Origin of the sequence: Paenibacillus chondroitinus NBRC 15376, from assembly GCF_004000765.1 — a bacterium.
GTDB lineage: Bacteria > Bacillota > Bacilli > Paenibacillales > NBRC-103111 > Paenibacillus_E > Paenibacillus_E chondroitinus.
Map to the genome: position 1 here is coordinate 20,719 of NZ_BILW01000040.1, position 16,890 is coordinate 37,608.

General features: G+C 45.1%; 15 protein-coding genes. All 15 read right to left on the reverse strand.

What is annotated here, in order from left to right; all coding sequences use genetic code 11:
- Position 1: 1 nt before the first annotated feature.
- The 15 genes from rpsC to rpoB all read right to left on the reverse strand — a co-directional run bounded on the left by rpsC (position 2) and on the right by rpoB (position 16,574).
- On the reverse strand, positions 2–664 hold the full coding sequence (gene rpsC, locus PCH02S_RS28755) for a 30S ribosomal protein S3 (protein WP_127457538.1): 663 nt from the start codon (positions 662–664) through the stop codon (positions 2–4).
- A 13-nt stretch (positions 665–677) separates the two neighbouring features.
- Entirely contained in the window at positions 678–1,010 is a 333-nt protein-coding gene (gene rplV / locus PCH02S_RS28760; protein WP_028557490.1) for a 50S ribosomal protein L22, read from the reverse strand.
- A 31-nt stretch (positions 1,011–1,041) separates the two neighbouring features.
- A complete protein-coding gene (gene rpsS / locus PCH02S_RS28765; RefSeq protein ID WP_029196461.1) occupies positions 1,042–1,320 on the reverse strand; it encodes a 30S ribosomal protein S19 in 279 nt (92 codons plus the stop codon).
- Positions 1,321–1,368: 48 nt separating this feature from the next.
- Entirely contained in the window at positions 1,369–2,199 is an 831-nt protein-coding gene (gene rplB, locus PCH02S_RS28770) for a 50S ribosomal protein L2 (RefSeq protein ID WP_127457539.1), read from the reverse strand.
- Between the two features lie 30 nt (positions 2,200–2,229).
- Positions 2,230–2,520, reverse strand: coding sequence for a 50S ribosomal protein L23 (gene rplW, locus PCH02S_RS28775; protein ID WP_127457540.1), 291 nt, complete (start codon positions 2,518–2,520; stop codon positions 2,230–2,232).
- Complete coding sequence (gene rplD / locus PCH02S_RS28780; RefSeq protein ID WP_127457541.1) at positions 2,517–3,143, reverse strand: 50S ribosomal protein L4; 627 nt, start codon at positions 3,141–3,143, stop codon at positions 2,517–2,519. The genes rplW and rplD overlap by 4 nt, the downstream gene beginning before the upstream one ends.
- 16 nt (positions 3,144–3,159) lie before the next feature.
- Positions 3,160–3,783 carry a 50S ribosomal protein L3 gene (gene rplC, locus PCH02S_RS28785; protein ID WP_029196463.1) on the reverse strand — a complete coding sequence of 208 codons (624 nt, stop codon included), beginning with the start codon at positions 3,781–3,783 and terminating at the stop codon, positions 3,160–3,162.
- 45 nt (positions 3,784–3,828) lie between these two features.
- Positions 3,829–4,137, reverse strand: a complete 309-nt coding sequence (gene rpsJ / locus PCH02S_RS28790; protein WP_028557496.1) for a 30S ribosomal protein S10 — start codon at positions 4,135–4,137, stop codon at positions 3,829–3,831.
- Positions 4,138–4,376: 239 nt separating this feature from the next.
- Positions 4,377–5,567: an elongation factor Tu gene (tuf, locus tag PCH02S_RS28795; protein WP_127457542.1), complete on the reverse strand. Its 1,191-nt coding sequence runs from the start codon at positions 5,565–5,567 to the stop codon at positions 4,377–4,379.
- 133 nt (positions 5,568–5,700) lie between these two features.
- Complete coding sequence (gene fusA, locus PCH02S_RS28800; RefSeq protein ID WP_127457543.1) at positions 5,701–7,776, reverse strand: elongation factor G; 2,076 nt, start codon at positions 7,774–7,776, stop codon at positions 5,701–5,703.
- A gap of 38 nt (positions 7,777–7,814) precedes the next feature.
- Complete coding sequence (rpsG, locus tag PCH02S_RS28805) at positions 7,815–8,285, reverse strand: 30S ribosomal protein S7 (protein WP_127457544.1); 471 nt, start codon at positions 8,283–8,285, stop codon at positions 7,815–7,817.
- A 44-nt stretch (positions 8,286–8,329) separates the two neighbouring features.
- Complete coding sequence (rpsL, locus tag PCH02S_RS28810; protein WP_028557500.1) at positions 8,330–8,749, reverse strand: 30S ribosomal protein S12; 420 nt, start codon at positions 8,747–8,749, stop codon at positions 8,330–8,332.
- 160 nt (positions 8,750–8,909) lie between these two features.
- Positions 8,910–9,161 (reverse strand): ribosomal L7Ae/L30e/S12e/Gadd45 family protein, encoded by a 252-nt coding sequence (locus tag PCH02S_RS28815; RefSeq protein ID WP_127457545.1) that lies wholly within the window; start codon positions 9,159–9,161, stop codon positions 8,910–8,912.
- A 183-nt stretch (positions 9,162–9,344) separates the two neighbouring features.
- Positions 9,345–12,965, reverse strand: a complete 3,621-nt coding sequence (gene rpoC, locus PCH02S_RS28820; RefSeq protein WP_127457546.1) for a DNA-directed RNA polymerase subunit beta' — start codon at positions 12,963–12,965, stop codon at positions 9,345–9,347.
- A gap of 69 nt (positions 12,966–13,034) precedes the next feature.
- Positions 13,035–16,574, reverse strand: a complete 3,540-nt coding sequence (gene rpoB, locus PCH02S_RS28825) for a DNA-directed RNA polymerase subunit beta (RefSeq protein WP_127457547.1) — start codon at positions 16,572–16,574, stop codon at positions 13,035–13,037.
- Positions 16,575–16,890 lie beyond the last annotated feature (316 nt).

A 16,890-nucleotide genomic window follows, 5' to 3' on the forward strand; every position in this document is an offset into this window, starting at 1 on the left:
TTTAATTTCCTCCTTCCGGCTGAGCCTTTTTCTTAGCTGTCGGAAGCACTTCTCCACGATAGATCCATACTTTTACACCAATACGTCCGTAAGTAGTATGTGCCTCTGCAGTACCGTAGTCGATATCAGCACGAAGCGTATGAAGTGGAACAGTTCCTTCGCTATATCCTTCCGTACGAGCGATCTCAGCACCGCCAAGACGTCCGCTAGTTGCTACTTTGATACCTTTTGCACCGGATCTCATTGTTCTTTGCATAGCTTGTTTCATTGCACGACGGAAAGAAACACGACGCTCCAATTGAAGGGCAATTGCTTCAGCTACTAGGATAGCATCAAGGTCAGGGCTTTTGATTTCAGAAATGTTGATGTGAACTTTTTTATTGGACAAGCCAGCGATGTAGTTGCGAATTACTTCTACTTCAGCTCCGCCTTTACCAATAACCATTCCTGGTTTTGCAGTATGAATCGTAACGTTCACACGGTTAGCCGCGCGCTCGATGTCGATGTGGGAAACTGCAGAATCTTTAAGTTTATTTTTTAAGTATTCGCGGATTTTGACGTCTTCAAGCAACAGAGTTCCGAAATCTTTCTCTGCAAACCATTTGGACTCCCAATCACGAATAATACCAATTCTTAGGCCTACCGGGTTGACTTTCTGACCCACACGTTATCCCTCCTTATTTCTCAGATACCACGATTGTAATGTGGCTGGTACGTTTTTTGATCGCGCTAGCGCGGCCCATTGCACGTTGTTGGAACCTTTTCATTGTTGGTCCTTGGTTAACAAACGTCTCAGAAACCACTAGCTTATTAGGATCTAATGAGTAGTTATGCTCTGCATTGGCAATTGCGGAGTTTAGAAGTTTCTCCAGGATTGGAGAAGCTGCTTTAGGCGTATGACGCAGAATCGCGATCGCTTCACCTACCGCTTTTCCCCGAATCAAGTCAACAACTAGCTTTGCTTTACGAGGAGCAATCCGAGCGTGGTTCAATATTGCTTTAGCTTGCATGGTAGTACCTCCTCTCGGTTAAAAATTGAAATTAACGTTTACCGGTTTTCTTATCGTCATCGTGACCTTTGTAAGTACGTGTTGGAGCAAATTCACCAAGCTTATGTCCAACCATATCTTCTGTTACGTATACAGGCACGTGTTTTCTTCCATCGTACACTCCGAAAGTGTGACCAACGAATTGCGGGTAAATCGTAGAACGACGGGACCACGTTTTGATAACCAGTTTTTTGCTGGATGTGTTCAAGTCTTCTACTTTTTTCAGTAAGTATCCATCGATAAATGGACCTTTCTTTAAGCTGCGACCCATGGGTGTTCCTCCCTTCCTTGAACCTCAAGAAAATTCATATATCCTAGATTACTTCGTACGACGACGTACAATGTATTTATCGGATGCTTTACCTTTTTTACGAGTTTTGTAACCAAGCGTCGGTTTACCCCATGGAGACATAGGTGATTTACGTCCGATTGGTGCGCGTCCTTCACCACCACCGTGTGGGTGATCATTCGGGTTCATTACAACCCCACGAACTTGAGGACGATTGCCTTTCCAACGATTACGTCCTGCTTTACCGATTTTCACGAGCTCGTGATCTTCGTTACCAACAGAACCTACAGTTGCGCGGCAAACTTTAAGAACTTTACGAACTTCACCAGAGGATAGGCGAATTGTTACATAAGTTTCTTCTTTACCAAGAAGTTGAGCTTCCGTACCAGCAGCGCGCACTAGTTGTGCACCTTTACCAGGTTTCAACTCAATGTTGTGGATAACTGTACCTACTGGAATGTTTTCCAAAGGAAGAGCGTTACCGATTTTAATATCGGATTGTGGTCCGGATACGATGCGATCGTCCACTTTAAGACCTTTAGGAGCGATGATGTATCTTTTCTCACCATCAGCATAGTGAATCAATGCGATGTTTGCGGAACGGTTAGGATCGTACTCGATTGTAGCAACGCGTCCTGGTATTCCATCTTTAGTGCGTTTGAAATCGATGATACGGTATTTACGTTTGTGTCCGCCGCCATGGTGACGAACCGTAATTTTACCTTGGTTGTTACGGCCAGCTGTTTTGCTTAAAGGAGCAAGCAAAGATTTCTCTGGTGTTGATGTTGTGATTTCTTCAAAAGTAGAAACCGACATCGCACGACGAGCTGGTGAGGTTGGTTTATATTTTTTAATTGGCACTCTGATTTCCTCCTTACTTTAAGAAATGGTTTATACCGATTCAAAGAATTCCAATTCTTTGCTTTCTGCGCTTAGGGACACGATAGCTTTCTTCCAGATGGAAGTGTAGCCGGAGTGACGACCATAACGTTTTGGCTTAGCTGGCATTCTGAGTGTGTTTACATTTGTAACTTTCACTTTGAAGATTGCTTCGATGGCTTGTTTGATTTCTGTTTTGTTAGCGCGAAGATCCACTTCGAAAACATACTTTTTGTTAGCCATTAGGTCGCTTGTACGCTCAGTGATGATCGGGCGCTTGATAATGTCGCGTGGATTTTTCATTGTGCAAGCACCTCCTCAACTTTCTGTACAGCTTCTTGCGTAATGATCAATTTGTCATACAACATGACATCACGAACATTTACGCCATTAGCAGCAACGAATTTCACACCTGGGATGTTACGAGCAGACAAAGCAACGTTGGAGTCGTTATCTACGCCCACAACCAATACTTTGCGATCAACTTTCAGGTTGTTCAAGATTGCTACGAATTCTTTCGTCTTAGGAGCATTCAATTGAAGTTGATCCAATACGATCAAGTTGTTATCAAGAACTTTCGAGGACAAAGCGGATTTGATCGCTAAGCGACGAACTTTTCTTGGCAATTTGAAACCATAGCTACGAGGAGTTGGTCCGAATACGGTACCGCCGCCTTTCCACTGTGGAGCACGAATACTACCTTGACGAGCACGGCCTGTTCCTTTTTGTTTCCAAGGTTTACGACCACCGCCGCGAACTTCCGAACGACCTTTTGTTTTGTGAGTTCCTTGACGCACAGCCGCTTGTTGCAAAAGAACAGCTTCGTGAATCGCATGAACGTGAGGCTCAATTCCGAAAACAACGTCAGACAGTTCAACTTCCCCTACCTGAGCACCTGTTACATTATATAAAGCTACTTTTGGCATCTGTCTTCCTCCTTTCTTACTTTTTAACAGCAGACTTCACGCTAACGTAGCTGTTTTTAGGACCAGGAATGGAACCTTTAACTAGCAATACATTACGTTCAGCATCTACTTTGATGATTTGAAGATTTTGTAAAGTTACAGTCTCGTTACCCATGTGTCCTGGCAACTTTTTACCTTTTGGAACGCGGTTCGCTTGAATGGAACCCATCGAACCTGGTCCGCGGTGGTAACGGGAGCCGTGAGCCATAGGGCCTGTTGACTGGTTATGTCTTTTGATGTTACCTTGGAAACCTTTACCTTTGGAAGTACCCGTTACATCAACGAATTCGCCCTCTGTGAACAGATCTGCTTTCAATTCCTGGCCAACTTCATAGTCACCCAATTGAATGCCGCGAATTTCTTTAACGTAGCGCTTAGGCGTTGCCCCTGCTTTTTTCGCATGGCCAAGCTCTGGTTTAATGATACGGCTAGCTTTCACATCATCAAAACCGATTTGGATTGACTCATAACCGTCGTTATCCACATCTTTCTTTTGAAGAACCACACATGGTCCCGCTTGAATGACAGTTACCGGAACTACATTACCCTCCGGAGTAAACAACTGAGTCATCCCTAGTTTTTTTCCTAAGATACCTTTCATCGTTGACACCTCTTTTCCTTCCTAAACGTTCATTCTATAGTTGTTTTACAGTTTGATCTCGATGTCTACGCCAGACGGTAAGTCCAAACGCATTAGAGCATCAACTGTTTGTGGTGTTGGATTCACAATATCGATTAGACGCTTATGCGTACGCATTTCGAATTGCTCACGCGAATCCTTGTACTTGTGCACCGCACGAAGAATCGTGATGATTTGCTTCTCTGTCGGAAGCGGAATCGGACCGGATACACCTGCACCGGAACGCTTGGCAGTTTCCACGATTTTCTCAGCTGATTGATCAATGATTCTGTGATCATAAGCTTTCAAACGGATACGAATTTTTTGCTTTGCCATATAAGTCCCTCCTTCTATCGCCCAATTTAGTATCGGACATACTCCGTGAAAATTCTCCAACAACCATTCCCATGGCAAAGGGTCCGGGTGTGTCGGCAACCTTTCACATCATCGCAACGTCACAGACCAACGTTTAATATTATATAAAATTTAAAAACTAAATGCAAGCAAAACTTTAGGCATTTGCATAAAAAAACACCCACCGCCTAAACGATGAGTGTTTCTTCTATATAAAGGGATTACTTTTGAATTGTAGCAACCGCGCCCGCACCAACAGTACGTCCGCCTTCACGAATCGCGAAACGAGTTCCTTCTTCGATAGCGATTGGGTTGATCAGTTCAACTGTAACTGTGATGTTATCACCAGGCATAACCATCTCAGTACCTTCTGGAAGAGAGATGATACCAGTTACGTCAGTTGTACGGAAGTAGAACTGTGGACGGTAACCAGTGAAGAAAGGCTTGTGACGGCCACCCTCTTCTTTAGTCAGAACGTAGATTTGAGCTGTAAAGTTAGTGTGTGGTTTAACGGAAGCTGGTTTAGCAAGAACTTGTCCACGCTCGATATCTTTACGGTCTACACCACGAAGCAATGCTCCGATGTTGTCACCAGCTTGAGCGGAATCAAGCAATTTACGGAACATCTCTACGCCTGTTACAACGCATTTACGAGTTTCTTCCGCGATACCAACGATTTCAACTTCGTCTTGTACTTTAACAGTACCACGCTCTACACGGCCTGTAGCAACTGTTCCACGACCAGTGATGGAGAATACATCCTCAACCGGCATAAGGAAAGGCTTGTCAGTTTGACGCTCAGGAGTTGGGATGTAAGTGTCAACTTGCTCGAACAACTCAACGATTTTGTCAGCCCAAGCACCGTCTGGGTTTTGAAGAGCTTCACGAGCTGCACCGCGGATGATTGGAGTATCATCGCCTGGGAACTCATATTCGTTAAGAAGGTCGCGAACTTCCATCTCAACCAATTCAAGCAACTCATCATCTTCAACCATGTCACATTTGTTAAGGAATACTACGATGTAAGGTACGCCTACTTGACGGGAAAGAAGGATGTGCTCGCGAGTTTGCGGCATAGGGCCGTCAGCTGCGGATACAACCAGGATCGCTCCGTCCATTTGAGCAGCACCAGTGATCATGTTTTTAACATAGTCGGCGTGACCTGGGCAGTCAACGTGTGCGTAGTGACGGTTAGGTGTTTCGTACTCAACGTGAGCTGTGGAGATTGTGATACCGCGCTCGCGCTCTTCTGGAGCTTTATCGATTTGGTCGAATGCTACTGCAGCTCCACCATATCTTTTGGACAATACAGTTGTGATAGCAGCTGTCAAAGTTGTTTTACCATGGTCAACGTGACCGATAGTACCGATGTTAACATGCGGTTTATTACGTTCAAATTTAGCCTTTGCCATTTTAAACGATTCCTCCTTAGAGTGACTATTAGTTTTATATTAAATTGATCAGTAAGTATATGTTTATATACTTTGCTCTGCATCAATCTTGGTAAACGCGCTCATCCCTAATGGACGACGTTGTCGTTTATCCCTAGGCGCCTTTGCCTTTTGCAATAATTTCTTCTGCAATGGACTTAGGTACTTCTTCATAATGTGAAAGTTCCATGGAGTAAACACCACGGCCTTGTGTTCTCGAACGAAGTGTTGTGGAGTAACCAAACATTTCGGAAAGAGGTACCTTAGCACGGATGATTTGCGCACCATGACGGTTATCCATACCTTCAATACGTCCACGACGGGAGTTAAGGTCACCCATAACATCGCCCATGTACTCTTCTGGTACAGTAACTTCAACCTTCATGATTGGCTCAAGAAGAACCGGTTTACACTTGTCTTTAGCAGCTTTAAGCGCCATGGAACCCGCAATTTTAAACGCCATTTCATTGGAGTCAACATCGTGGTAAGAACCATCGACAACTGTAGCTTTGATGTCTACTAGAGGGAATCCTGCAAGAACCCCGTTCTTCATAGACTCTTCGATACCCGCTTGGATCGGAGCGATGTATTCACGAGGAATCGAACCACCCACGATTTTGCTTTCGAAGACGAATCCAGCGCCTGCTTCTTGAGGCTCGAATTCAACCCAACAATGTCCGTATTGACCACGGCCACCGGATTGACGAACGAATTTACCCTCAACTTTAGCTGGTGCACGGAAAGTCTCACGGTAAGCAACTTGCGGTTTACCTACGTTTGTTTCTACTTTGAATTCACGAAGCATACGGTCAACGAGGATCTCAAGGTGAAGCTCACCCATACCCGCGATGATCGTTTGGCCAGTTTCTTCATCCGTAGAAGCACGGAAAGTAGGATCTTCTTCAGACAGTTTTTGCAACGCGATACCCATTTTGTCTTGATCCGCTTTCGTCTTCGGCTCAACAGCAAGCTGGATAACCGGTTCAGGGAAGTTCATGGACTCAAGGATAACTGGGTTTTTCTCATCACAAAGCGTATCTCCTGTCGTTGTATCTTTCAGACCAACGGCAGCCGCGATATCACCGGAATATACGATGCTGATTTCTTGACGGCTGTTCGCATGCATTTGCAGGATACGACCAACGCGCTCACGTTTGCCTTTTGTCGCATTGATGACATAGGAACCGGAGTTAAGAACACCAGAGTATACGCGGAAGAATGTAAGACGACCAACGAAAGGATCTGTCATGATTTTGAACGCAAGAGCTGAGAACGGTTGGTCATCAGCAGACTTACGAGTCACTTCAGTTCCATCGTCAAGTACACCTTTAATATCAGGTACATCAATTGGAGCAGGCAGGTAATCAATTACCGCATCCAACATCAATTGAACACCTTTGTTACGGTAGGAAGAACCTGCGATAACAGGGAAGATTTTAACCTCAACTACACCTTTACGAAGTGCAGCTTTGATTTCTGCCACTGTCAGTTCTTCGCCTTCTAGATACTTCATTGTAAGCTCTTCATCAAGCTCAGCAACTTTCTCTACAAGCTCCAAACGCAGTTCTGCTACTTTATCTTTGAACTCAGCAGGAACTTCGACTTTCTCGATGTCCTTACCAAGATCATCTTTGTACATATATGCAACTTCTTCAACCAGGTCAATGATACCTTTGAAATCACTCTCAGCACCGATTGGCAATTGAATAGCTACAGCATTTGCACCAAGTTTCTCACGCATGGATTGAACAACTTGCAGGAAGTCTGCACCGATGATATCCATTTTGTTAACATAGGCAATACGTGGGACGTGGTATTTATCAGCTTGTCTCCAAACTGTTTCGGATTGAGGTTCAACGCCCTCTTTCGCACTAAATACACCTACTGCTCCGTCCAAAACGCGAAGGGAACGCTCTACCTCAACGGTAAAGTCAACGTGCCCCGGGGTATCGATAATATTGATGCGGTGACCAGCCCATTGCGCAGTTGTAGCAGCGGAAGTAATCGTGATTCCGCGCTCTTGCTCCTGCTCCATCCAGTCCATCGTAGCAGCACCTTCGTGCACCTCTCCGATTTTGTGAACTTTACCAGTGTAGTACAAGATACGCTCTGTAGTTGTCGTTTTACCAGCATCGATATGAGCCATGATCCCGATATTACGCGTGTTTGCTAAGGAGAACTCTCTAGCCATAGGTCGTTATTTCTCCTTTCAGTGTGTGAATCAAAATTCTACCAACGATAGTGAGCGAACGCTTTGTTAGCTTCAGCCATCTTGTGTGTATCTTCACGTTTTTTAACGGAAGAACCTGTGCTATTGCTAGCATCGATAATTTCATAAGCCAATCTTTCTTCCATCGTCTTCTCACCGCGAAGACGGGAATAGTTGACCAACCAACGCAAACCAAGTGTCGTACGACGCTCAGGTTTAACTTCGATTGGAACTTGATAGTTCGCTCCACCTACACGGCGAGCTTTAACTTCAAGAACTGGCATGATGTTTTTGATAGCAGCTTCGAACACTTCCATCGGCTCTTTACCTGTACGATCTTTCACGAGGTTAAAAGCGTTGTATAGAATGGACTGTGCTACCCCTCTTTTTCCATCGATCATAATACGATTGATAAGACGAGTAACAAGTTTGCTATTATAAATCGGATCTGGCAATACGTCTCTGCGAGTAACTGGACCTTTACGAGGCATAGTTATCCCCCTTTCTTATAAGAATCATTCTTGATGATTTTTTCTTATTTTTTAACTTTTGGACGTTTAGTACCGTATTTGGAACGGGATTGCTTACGGTTGTTAACACCGGAAGTATCCAACGCGCCACGCACGATGTGATAACGTACCCCTGGAAGGTCTTTAATTCTTCCTCCACGGATCAATACAACGCTGTGCTCTTGCAGGTTGTGACCGATACCTGGAATGTATGCTGTCACCTCTACACGGTTCGTTAAACGAACACGAGCATATTTACGAAGTGCGGAGTTAGGCTTCTTAGGAGTCATAGTACCTACACGAGTGCAGACACCACGTTTTTGAGGTGCACTCAAATCCGTTGCCTCTCTTTTCAAAGCGTTAAAACCTTTTTGCAAAGCTGGTGATTTAGACTTATCCACCTTCGCTTGACGACCTTTACGTACTAGTTGGTTAATTGTTGGCATATCGCCACCTCCTCCCTACATTCATAACATGATAAACTTCTTCAAGCCCACAGATCCAGGCGAGTCATAAATGAGCAAAGAGAAAGTCTTTGCCAAGGTCAGCTGCAAAAGTTACGGAAACTTATGTACACCATCCCACTAACAAAAACGTCTTAAGCGTTTATTCATTTACAACAGCTGCTACCGCAGCTCCAACTTCAATTCCACATGCTTTACCTAGCAGCTTCATAGAATCCACATAGGTTATTGGCACACCCTTTTGGTTACAGAGAGCTACCAGCTTTATCGTCAATCGCGGATCTGCATCTTTAGAAACAAAAACTTCAACAGCCTTATCTTGCTCGACCGTCTTAGTGACTTTCTTCGTCCCTACACTTATATTCTTCGCCTGTTTGACTTTATCATAAGACATAAGGCACCCCTCCTGAGAAAGGAAAGAATATCAACTTAGGCACACTACGATATATTAGCATTTTGGTGTTCCAGTGTCAAGGAAGAACTTCTTTCTTTCCGCATAATTTTCGCATAATCATAGATTCGTAATAAAAACCAAGAGGGACAGCACATATGGCCATCCCTCTCAGATGAATAGTCGTTATTCAACGGCTACTGTTTCTTTTTCGAGATCCTCATCTTGCACGAGCACTTCGTTAGGATCCGTAATACGGATGTTCCGGTAACGAGGCATACCCGTTCCTGCAGGAATGAGTTTACCGATAATAACGTTCTCTTTCAGACCAAGCAATTGGTCGACCTTACCTTTGATAGCTGCATCCGTCAAGACACGAGTTGTTTCTTGGAAGGACGCCGCAGACAAGAAGGAATCAGTTTCAAGAGACGCTTTGGTGATACCAAGCAAGATAGGTCTTGCAACAGCTGGCTCATTGCCGGCGAACAAGGCTACTTTGTTGGCTGCTTCATATTCATGAATGTCTACGAAGGAACCTGGAAGCAGAGTTGTGTCTCCAGCATCAACGATGCGGATTTTACGCAACATTTGACGAACCATAACTTCAATATGCTTATCGTTAATTTCTACCCCTTGGTTACGGTAAACACGTTGAACCTCTTGCAGAATGTAGTTCTGCACGCCGCGGATACCTTTGATGCGAAGCATTTCTTTCGGATCGATAGATCCGTCTGTCAGCTCGTCTCCGGCTTCCACTTGTTGGTTCAGGGATACACGTACGCGGGAACCGTAAGGAACTGCATAAACCTTGGATTCCGCTTCACCTTGGACTTCAATTTCACGACGATCTTTGGCTTCGCGAATTTCTTTGACGACACCGTCGATCTCGGAAATGATCGCTTGACCTTTCGGATTCCGAGCTTCGAAAAGCTCTTGAATACGCGGCAAACCTTGCGTAATATCGTCTCCGGCAACACCACCGGTATGGAACGTACGCATTGTCAACTGTGTTCCCGGCTCACCGATGGATTGAGCGGCGATGATACCTACAGCCTCACCAATCTCAACGAATTGGCCAGTCGCCAAGTTGCGGCCGTAACATTTCTTACAAACACCATGATTTGTACGGCAGCTAAGAACGGAACGAATTTGAAGTCTTTCAATGCCAGCATCGATAATCGCATCAGCAATTTCAGACTCAATCAATTCGTTGCGTTGAACGATAACTTCGCCTGTTTGTGGATGACGAACAGTTTCAAATGCATAGCGCCCTTCAATACGGTCGTAGAGATCCTCAATAACCTCTTTACCGTCTTGGATTTTGCTAACCATGAAACCTTTATCCGTGCCGCAATCGTCTTCACGAACGATAACATCCTGTGCAACGTCTACGAGACGACGAGTCAAGTAACCGGAGTCAGCTGTACGAAGCGCTGTATCGGCAAGACCTTTACGCGCACCGTGCGTGGAGATAAAGTACTCCAAGATTGTCAGACCTTCACGGAAGTTCGATTTAATCGGCAACTCCATAATTTTACCGGATGGATTCGCCATCAAACCACGCATACCGCCAAGCTGTGTAATCTGAGATTTGTTACCCCGTGCTTTGGACTCAACCATCATCGAGATGGAGTTGTACTTATCAAGGGATTTCATCAGAATATCTGTGATTTCATCCTTCGCTTTACTCCAGATCGCGATAACACGGTCATAACGCTCTTCATCCGTAATCAAACCGCGGCGGTATTGGTTCGTTACTACGCGCACTTTCTCTTCACACTCTTTAAGAATTCCTTCTTTTTCAGTCGGAACAACAACGTCAGAGACCGCTACGGTAATACCCGCTTTAGTAGAATATGTGAATCCAAGTTCTTTAATTTTATCAAGGATCATCGATGTTTGCGTCGTGTGGTATTTACGGAAGCACTCAGCAATGATGGAGCCAAGGTATTCCTTACCAACCGCTTTATTCTCAGGACGCTCAAGCATGATGGCTCTTAGATCAGCACCTTTATCAAATACAAAGTGAGAATCCGGAATACCATTCAGCAAGTTCGTTTTGGTAGGCTCATTGATGAACGGGAAATCACTTGGATAGATTTCGTTCATAATGATTTTACCGATAGTCGTAATCAACATTGCATTTTGTTGTTTTTCGGTAAAGCTGGTTTTGTTCAACGCTTTAGCCGGAATTGCAACACGAGCATGCAAGGCCATTTTACCCGATTGGTAGGATGAAATCGCTTCGTGTACTGTTCTGATGATAGATCCAGCACCTTTAGCAAATTTGTTATCCGTTGTTAAATAGAAGCTTCCAAGAACCATATCCTGTGAAGGCGTAACAACCGGTTTACCGTCTTTCGGGTTCAAAATGTTACCTGATGCCAGCATTAGCAGACGAGCTTCAGCTTGAGCCTCAGATGACAATGGTACGTGGACCGCCATTTGGTCACCGTCGAAGTCAGCGTTATACGCTGTACATACGAGAGGATGCAGCTTGATGGCACGACCTTCAACGAGAATCGGCTCGAACGCCTGAATCCCGAGTCTGTGCAATGTAGGGGCACGGTTCAGAAGAACCGGGTGCTCCTTAATAACTTCTTCAAGAACATCCCAAACATCCGGACTTACACGCTCAACTTTACGTTTCGCGCTCTTGATGTTGTGGGCCAAACCTTTATTAACAAGCTCCTTCATCACGAAAGGCTTGAACAATTCAAGCGCCATTTCCTTAGGAAGACCACATTGGTACATCTTCAGGTGAGGTCCTACTACGATAACGGAACGACCAGAATAGTCAACACGTTTACCGAGCAAGTTTTGACGGAAACGTCCTTGTTTACCTTTCAGCATATGGCTGAGAGATTTCAATGGACGGTTACCAGGACCTGTAACAGGACGGCCGCGACGACCGTTGTCGATAAGAGCATCTACCGCTTCTTGCAGCATACGCTTCTCATTTTGAACGATGATGTCCGGTGCCCCTAGGTCGAGCAATCTTTTGAGACGGTTGTTACGGTTGATAACTCGGCGATAGAGATCATTCAAGTCGGAAGTCGCGAAGCGTCCTCCGTCAAGCTGTACCATCGGACGAAGCTCCGGCGGGATGACAGGAAGCACATCTAGAATCATCCAACCTGGAAGGTTCTTCGAGTTACGGAAAGCTTCCATAACTTCCAAGCGCTTGATCGCACGATTACGGCGTTGGCCTTGCGCTGTTTTCAATTCTTCTTTGAGTGTATCTACTTCACGTTCGATATCGATATCGATAAGAAGCTTTTTAACAGCTTCAGCACCCATACCAGCCTGGAACGCATAGCCATACTTCTCACGGTAGCTGCGGTACTCTTTTTCAGAAAGCAGCTGCTTTTTCTCCAAAGGTGTATCCCCTGGATCAGTAACCACGTAGGAAGCGAAGTAGATGATTTCCTCCAAGGATCTTGGAGACATATCCAACGCAAGACCCATGCGGCTTGGGATACCTTTGAAGTACCAGATATGAGATACAGGAGCAGCAAGCTCGATGTGTCCCATACGCTCGCGGCGCACTTTCTGGCGGGTTACTTCAACACCACAACGGTCACAAACGACGCCCTTGTAACGGACGCGTTTGTATTTACCGCAATGACATTCCCAATCTTTGGTTGGCCCGAAGATCTTTTCACAGAAAAGACCTTCTTTCTCAGGCTTTAAAGTTCTGTAGTTAATGGTTTCCGGCTTCTTTACTTCCCCACGGGACCAAGAGCGAATTTTATCGGGTGATGCCAAACCGATTTTCATAAACTCGAAGTTGTTAACGTCCATCAAGGAGCAACCCTCCTTTAAGAATTTAAACCCACTATGCAGTGAATCGATCTCGATCTATTGTGGCGTTCTTTATTCGTTGACTCCTAATTCAGAGCCCTCTAAATTTAGGTTTAATTTATCGCTAGTGACTTCATCGTCATCATCGGCTTCTCGCATTTCGATCTCTTCTTCGTCGCCGGAAAGGATTTTGACATCCATACCCAAACTTTGAAGCTCTTTGATCAAAACTTTGAATGATTCCGGAACACCCGGTTCTGGAACATTCTCGCCTTTGACAATGGACTCGTATGTTTTCACACGGCCTACGACGTCATCGGACTTCACAGTAAGAATTTCTTGCAGCGTATAGGCAGCGCCGTATGCTTCAAGCGCCCATACCTCCATCTCCCCGAAACGTTGTCCACCAAACTGTGCTTTACCACCCAGCGGCTGCTGAGTAACAAGGGAGTAAGGTCCTGTGGAACGGGCATGGATTTTATCATCAACCATGTGTGCCAATTTGATCATGTACATGACGCCAACCGTAACTTCGCGTTCGAACGACTCCCCTGTACGACCATCGTACAGAATCGTTTTACCGCTACGTTGCATGCCAGCTTCTTCCATTGCATCAAATACGTCATACTCACGCGCTCCGTCGAATACAGGCGTAGCTGCGTGGATACCAAGGTACTTGGAGGCCATACCCAAGTGAACTTCAAGCACTTGACCGATGTTCATCCGGGAAGGAACCCCTAGTGGATTCAGTACAACTTCAACCGGCGTACCATCCGGAAGGAAAGGCATATCTTCTTCAGGGAGAATCCGCGCTACTACCCCTTTGTTACCATGACGTCCCGCCATTTTGTCGCCTTCGGAAATTTTCCGTTTTTGCGCAATGTAGACACGTACGAGTTGGTTCACGCCTGGAGGCAGCTCATCGCCGTTCTCACGAGTAAATACTTTCACATCAACAACGATACCATCTGTACCATGCGGTACACGAAGGGATGTATCACGAACTTCACGAGCTTTCTCTCCGAAGATCGCATGCAGCAATCTTTCTTCCGCAGTAAGTTCAGTCACACCCTTAGGTGTTACTTTACCAACCAGGATGTCGCCTGCGCCGATCTCGGCACCGACACGGATAATGCCGCGCTCGTCAAGATTCTTCAGTGCATCTTCCCCTACGTTCGGGATATCGCGAGTAATCTCTTCAGGTCCAAGCTTCGTGTCACGAGCTTCAGACTCATATTCCTCAATGTGAATGGATGTGTAAACATCCTCTTTCACAAGCTTTTGGCTTAACAAGATCGCATCCTCGTAGTTGTAACCTTCCCAAGTCATGAAGGCAACGACAACGTTACGGCCAAGAGCCAATTCGCCTTGCTCAGTCGATGGTCCATCAGCAAGAATATCTCCAGCTTTAATCAATTGACCCTTCTTCACGATCGGGCGTTGATTAATGCACGTACCTTGGTTGGAACGCATGAATTTGTGAAGCTTATATTTGACGACGTTACCGCTGACCAATTTGCCGTCTACCATTTCCTGGCGGCGCAGCCAAATTTCATTTGCAGCAGCTTTCTCAATAATTCCATCAAATTTGGAGACAATACATACTCCCGAGTCCTTAGCGACTTTGTGCTCCATCCCTGTACCTACAAGAGGTGCTTTTGGAATCAAAAGCGGTACCGCTTGACGCTGCATGTTGGAACCCATCAACGCACGGTTGGAGTCATCGTTTTCAAGGAACGGAATTAACGCAGTCGCAACGGATACAACTTGCTTCGGAGAAACGTCCATATAGTCGACACGTTCAACCGGCAGCGTTAAGTTATCATCCTTGTAACGTACGATAATCGCGGAATCAACAAATTTGTTCTCTTCCGTCAACTGCGCGTTCGCTTGCGCGATAACGTAGTTATCCTCTTCATCCGCAGTCAGGTAAGCGATTTGATCAGTCACCGTTCCCGTCTTCGGATCTACCCAACGGTACGGAGCTTCAATGAAGCCATACTCATTAATACGGGCAAATGTAGACAGGGAGTTGATCAAACCAATGTTCGGTCCCTCTGGAGTCTCAATTGGACACATACGGCCATAGTGAGAGTGATGCACGTCACGAACTTCCATCCCTGCGCGCTCTCTCGTCAAACCGCCCGGTCCGAGTGCAGATAGTCGTCTTTTGTGCGTCAGCTCAGCAAGAGGGTTCGTTTGGTCCATAAATTGAGAAAGTTGAGAACTACCGAAGAACTCTTTGATAGACGCAATAACTGGTCGAATGTTGATCAATGCTTGCGGCGTAATAACATTCGCGTCTTGAATGGACATACGTTCACGAACAACACGTTCCATACGGGATAAACCGATACGGAATTGGTTCTGCAGCAATTCACCAACGGATCGAAGTCTACGGTTACCTAAGTGGTCAATATCATCCGTATTCCCGATGCCATGCAGCAAGTTGATGAAATAGTTAATGGATGAAATGATATCGGCAGGCGTGATGTTTTTAACTTGTTTGTCGATAACCCCGTTAGAGATTACTTTAACAACCTTGCCTTCTTCTGTTGGTGAGTAAACATTAATGCACTGAACAGGGATTGTATCCGCGCCAGTTACACCTTTTGGAATGGAAAACTCTTTGTAGCCTGCTCCTTTTTCGATAAAAGGAAGGATTTCGTCTAATACACGACGATCCAGCAACTGTCCTGCTTCAGCGATGATTTCTCCCGTTTCGGAATCTACCAAAGTTTCAGCCAGACGTTGATTGAACAATCTATTTTTGATGTGTAATTTCTTGTTGATTTTGTAACGACCTACGTTAGCCAAATCATAACGCTTCGGATCAAAGAAACGAGCAACGATCAAGCTTCTTGCATTATCAAGCGTAGGCGGCTCACCCGGACGAAGACGCTCATAGATTTCGATTAACGCTTTTTCCGTAGAATCCGTGTTATCTTTATCGAGCGTATTACGGATATATTCATTGTCACCAAGCAAATCCAAAATCTCTGCATCTGTGCCAAATCCTAAAGAACGAAGCAATACCGTAACTGGAATTTTGCGCGTGCGGTCGATACGAACATAGATAATGTCCTTCGCATCCGTCTCAAGCTCCAACCAAGCCCCACGGTTCGGAATAACCGTTGCCGTGTAAGTTTTTTTGCCGTTTTTATCCACTTTCGTGCTATAATAAACACTGGGGGAACGAACGAGCTGGGAGACGATTACACGCTCCGCACCGTTAATAATGAACGTTCCCGTATCGGTCATAATAGGGAAATCCCCCATGAACACTTCCTGTTCCTTGACCTCGCCGGTTTCCTTATTAATCAAACGGACTTTGACTCTTAACGGCGCCGCATAGGTTACGTCGCGTTCTTTGGATTCATCAACCGAATACTTAGGATCGCCTAAGCTATAGTCAATAAACTCCAGTACTAGGTTACCTGTGAAATCTTGAATCGGAGAGATATCCTGAAACATCTCACGTAATCCCTCTTCCAAAAACCACTCATACGATTTTTGCTGGATTTCAATCAGGTTTGGAATGCCCAGCACCTCATTAATTCGTGCATAAGTCCTGCGTTTACGTCGTCCAAATTGAACAAGATGTCCCGCCAACTTTCATTCACCCCTCAACTCTACTCAATAAATAAAAAGAAGAAGAAAAACTTCGACCGACGTACACTCAGGACGCCTCCGTTATTGGAGCCCGTCCGAATTAAGCGACTGTATGGATGAAGATTTTTCCCTGTAATCAATAAGACTTTCCAAATATTTCTTTCCATCCTGTTAGAATTTCCTAAAATTCAAACATTATACGTTACAAGTTCAAATTTTATTCATCCTGGAGGAAAAAAAGACTTGACATTTTTGTTAACTAAAGACATGTGTCCCATCTTAATACTGACATTTTTTAATAATACCACATATGAAA

Bases quoted from the DNA above. Each gene is read 5' to 3' on its own strand.
- rplV (WP_028557490.1), bottom strand. From the start codon at position 1,010: ATGCAAGCTAAAGCAATATTGAACCACGCTCGGATTGCTCCTCGTAAA.
- rpsS (WP_029196461.1), bottom strand. From the start codon at position 1,320: ATGGGTCGCAGCTTAAAGAAAGGTCCATTTATCGATGGATACTTACTG.
- rplW (WP_127457540.1), bottom strand. From the start codon at position 2,520: ATGAAAAATCCACGCGACATTATCAAGCGCCCGATCATCACTGAGCGT.
- rplD (WP_127457541.1), bottom strand. From the start codon at position 3,143: ATGCCAAAAGTAGCTTTATATAATGTAACAGGTGCTCAGGTAGGGGAA.
- rplC (WP_029196463.1), bottom strand. From the start codon at position 3,783: ATGAAAGGTATCTTAGGAAAAAAACTAGGGATGACTCAGTTGTTTACT.
- rpsJ (WP_028557496.1), bottom strand. From the start codon at position 4,137: ATGGCAAAGCAAAAAATTCGTATCCGTTTGAAAGCTTATGATCACAGA.
- tuf (WP_127457542.1), bottom strand. From the start codon at position 5,567: ATGGCAAAGGCTAAATTTGAACGTAATAAACCGCATGTTAACATCGGT.
- fusA (WP_127457543.1), bottom strand. From the start codon at position 7,776: ATGGCTAGAGAGTTCTCCTTAGCAAACACGCGTAATATCGGGATCATG.
- rpsG (WP_127457544.1), bottom strand. From the start codon at position 8,285: ATGCCTCGTAAAGGTCCAGTTACTCGCAGAGACGTATTGCCAGATCCG.
- rpsL (WP_028557500.1), bottom strand. From the start codon at position 8,749: ATGCCAACAATTAACCAACTAGTACGTAAAGGTCGTCAAGCGAAGGTG.
- PCH02S_RS28815 (WP_127457545.1), bottom strand. From the start codon at position 9,161: ATGTCTTATGATAAAGTCAAACAGGCGAAGAATATAAGTGTAGGGACG.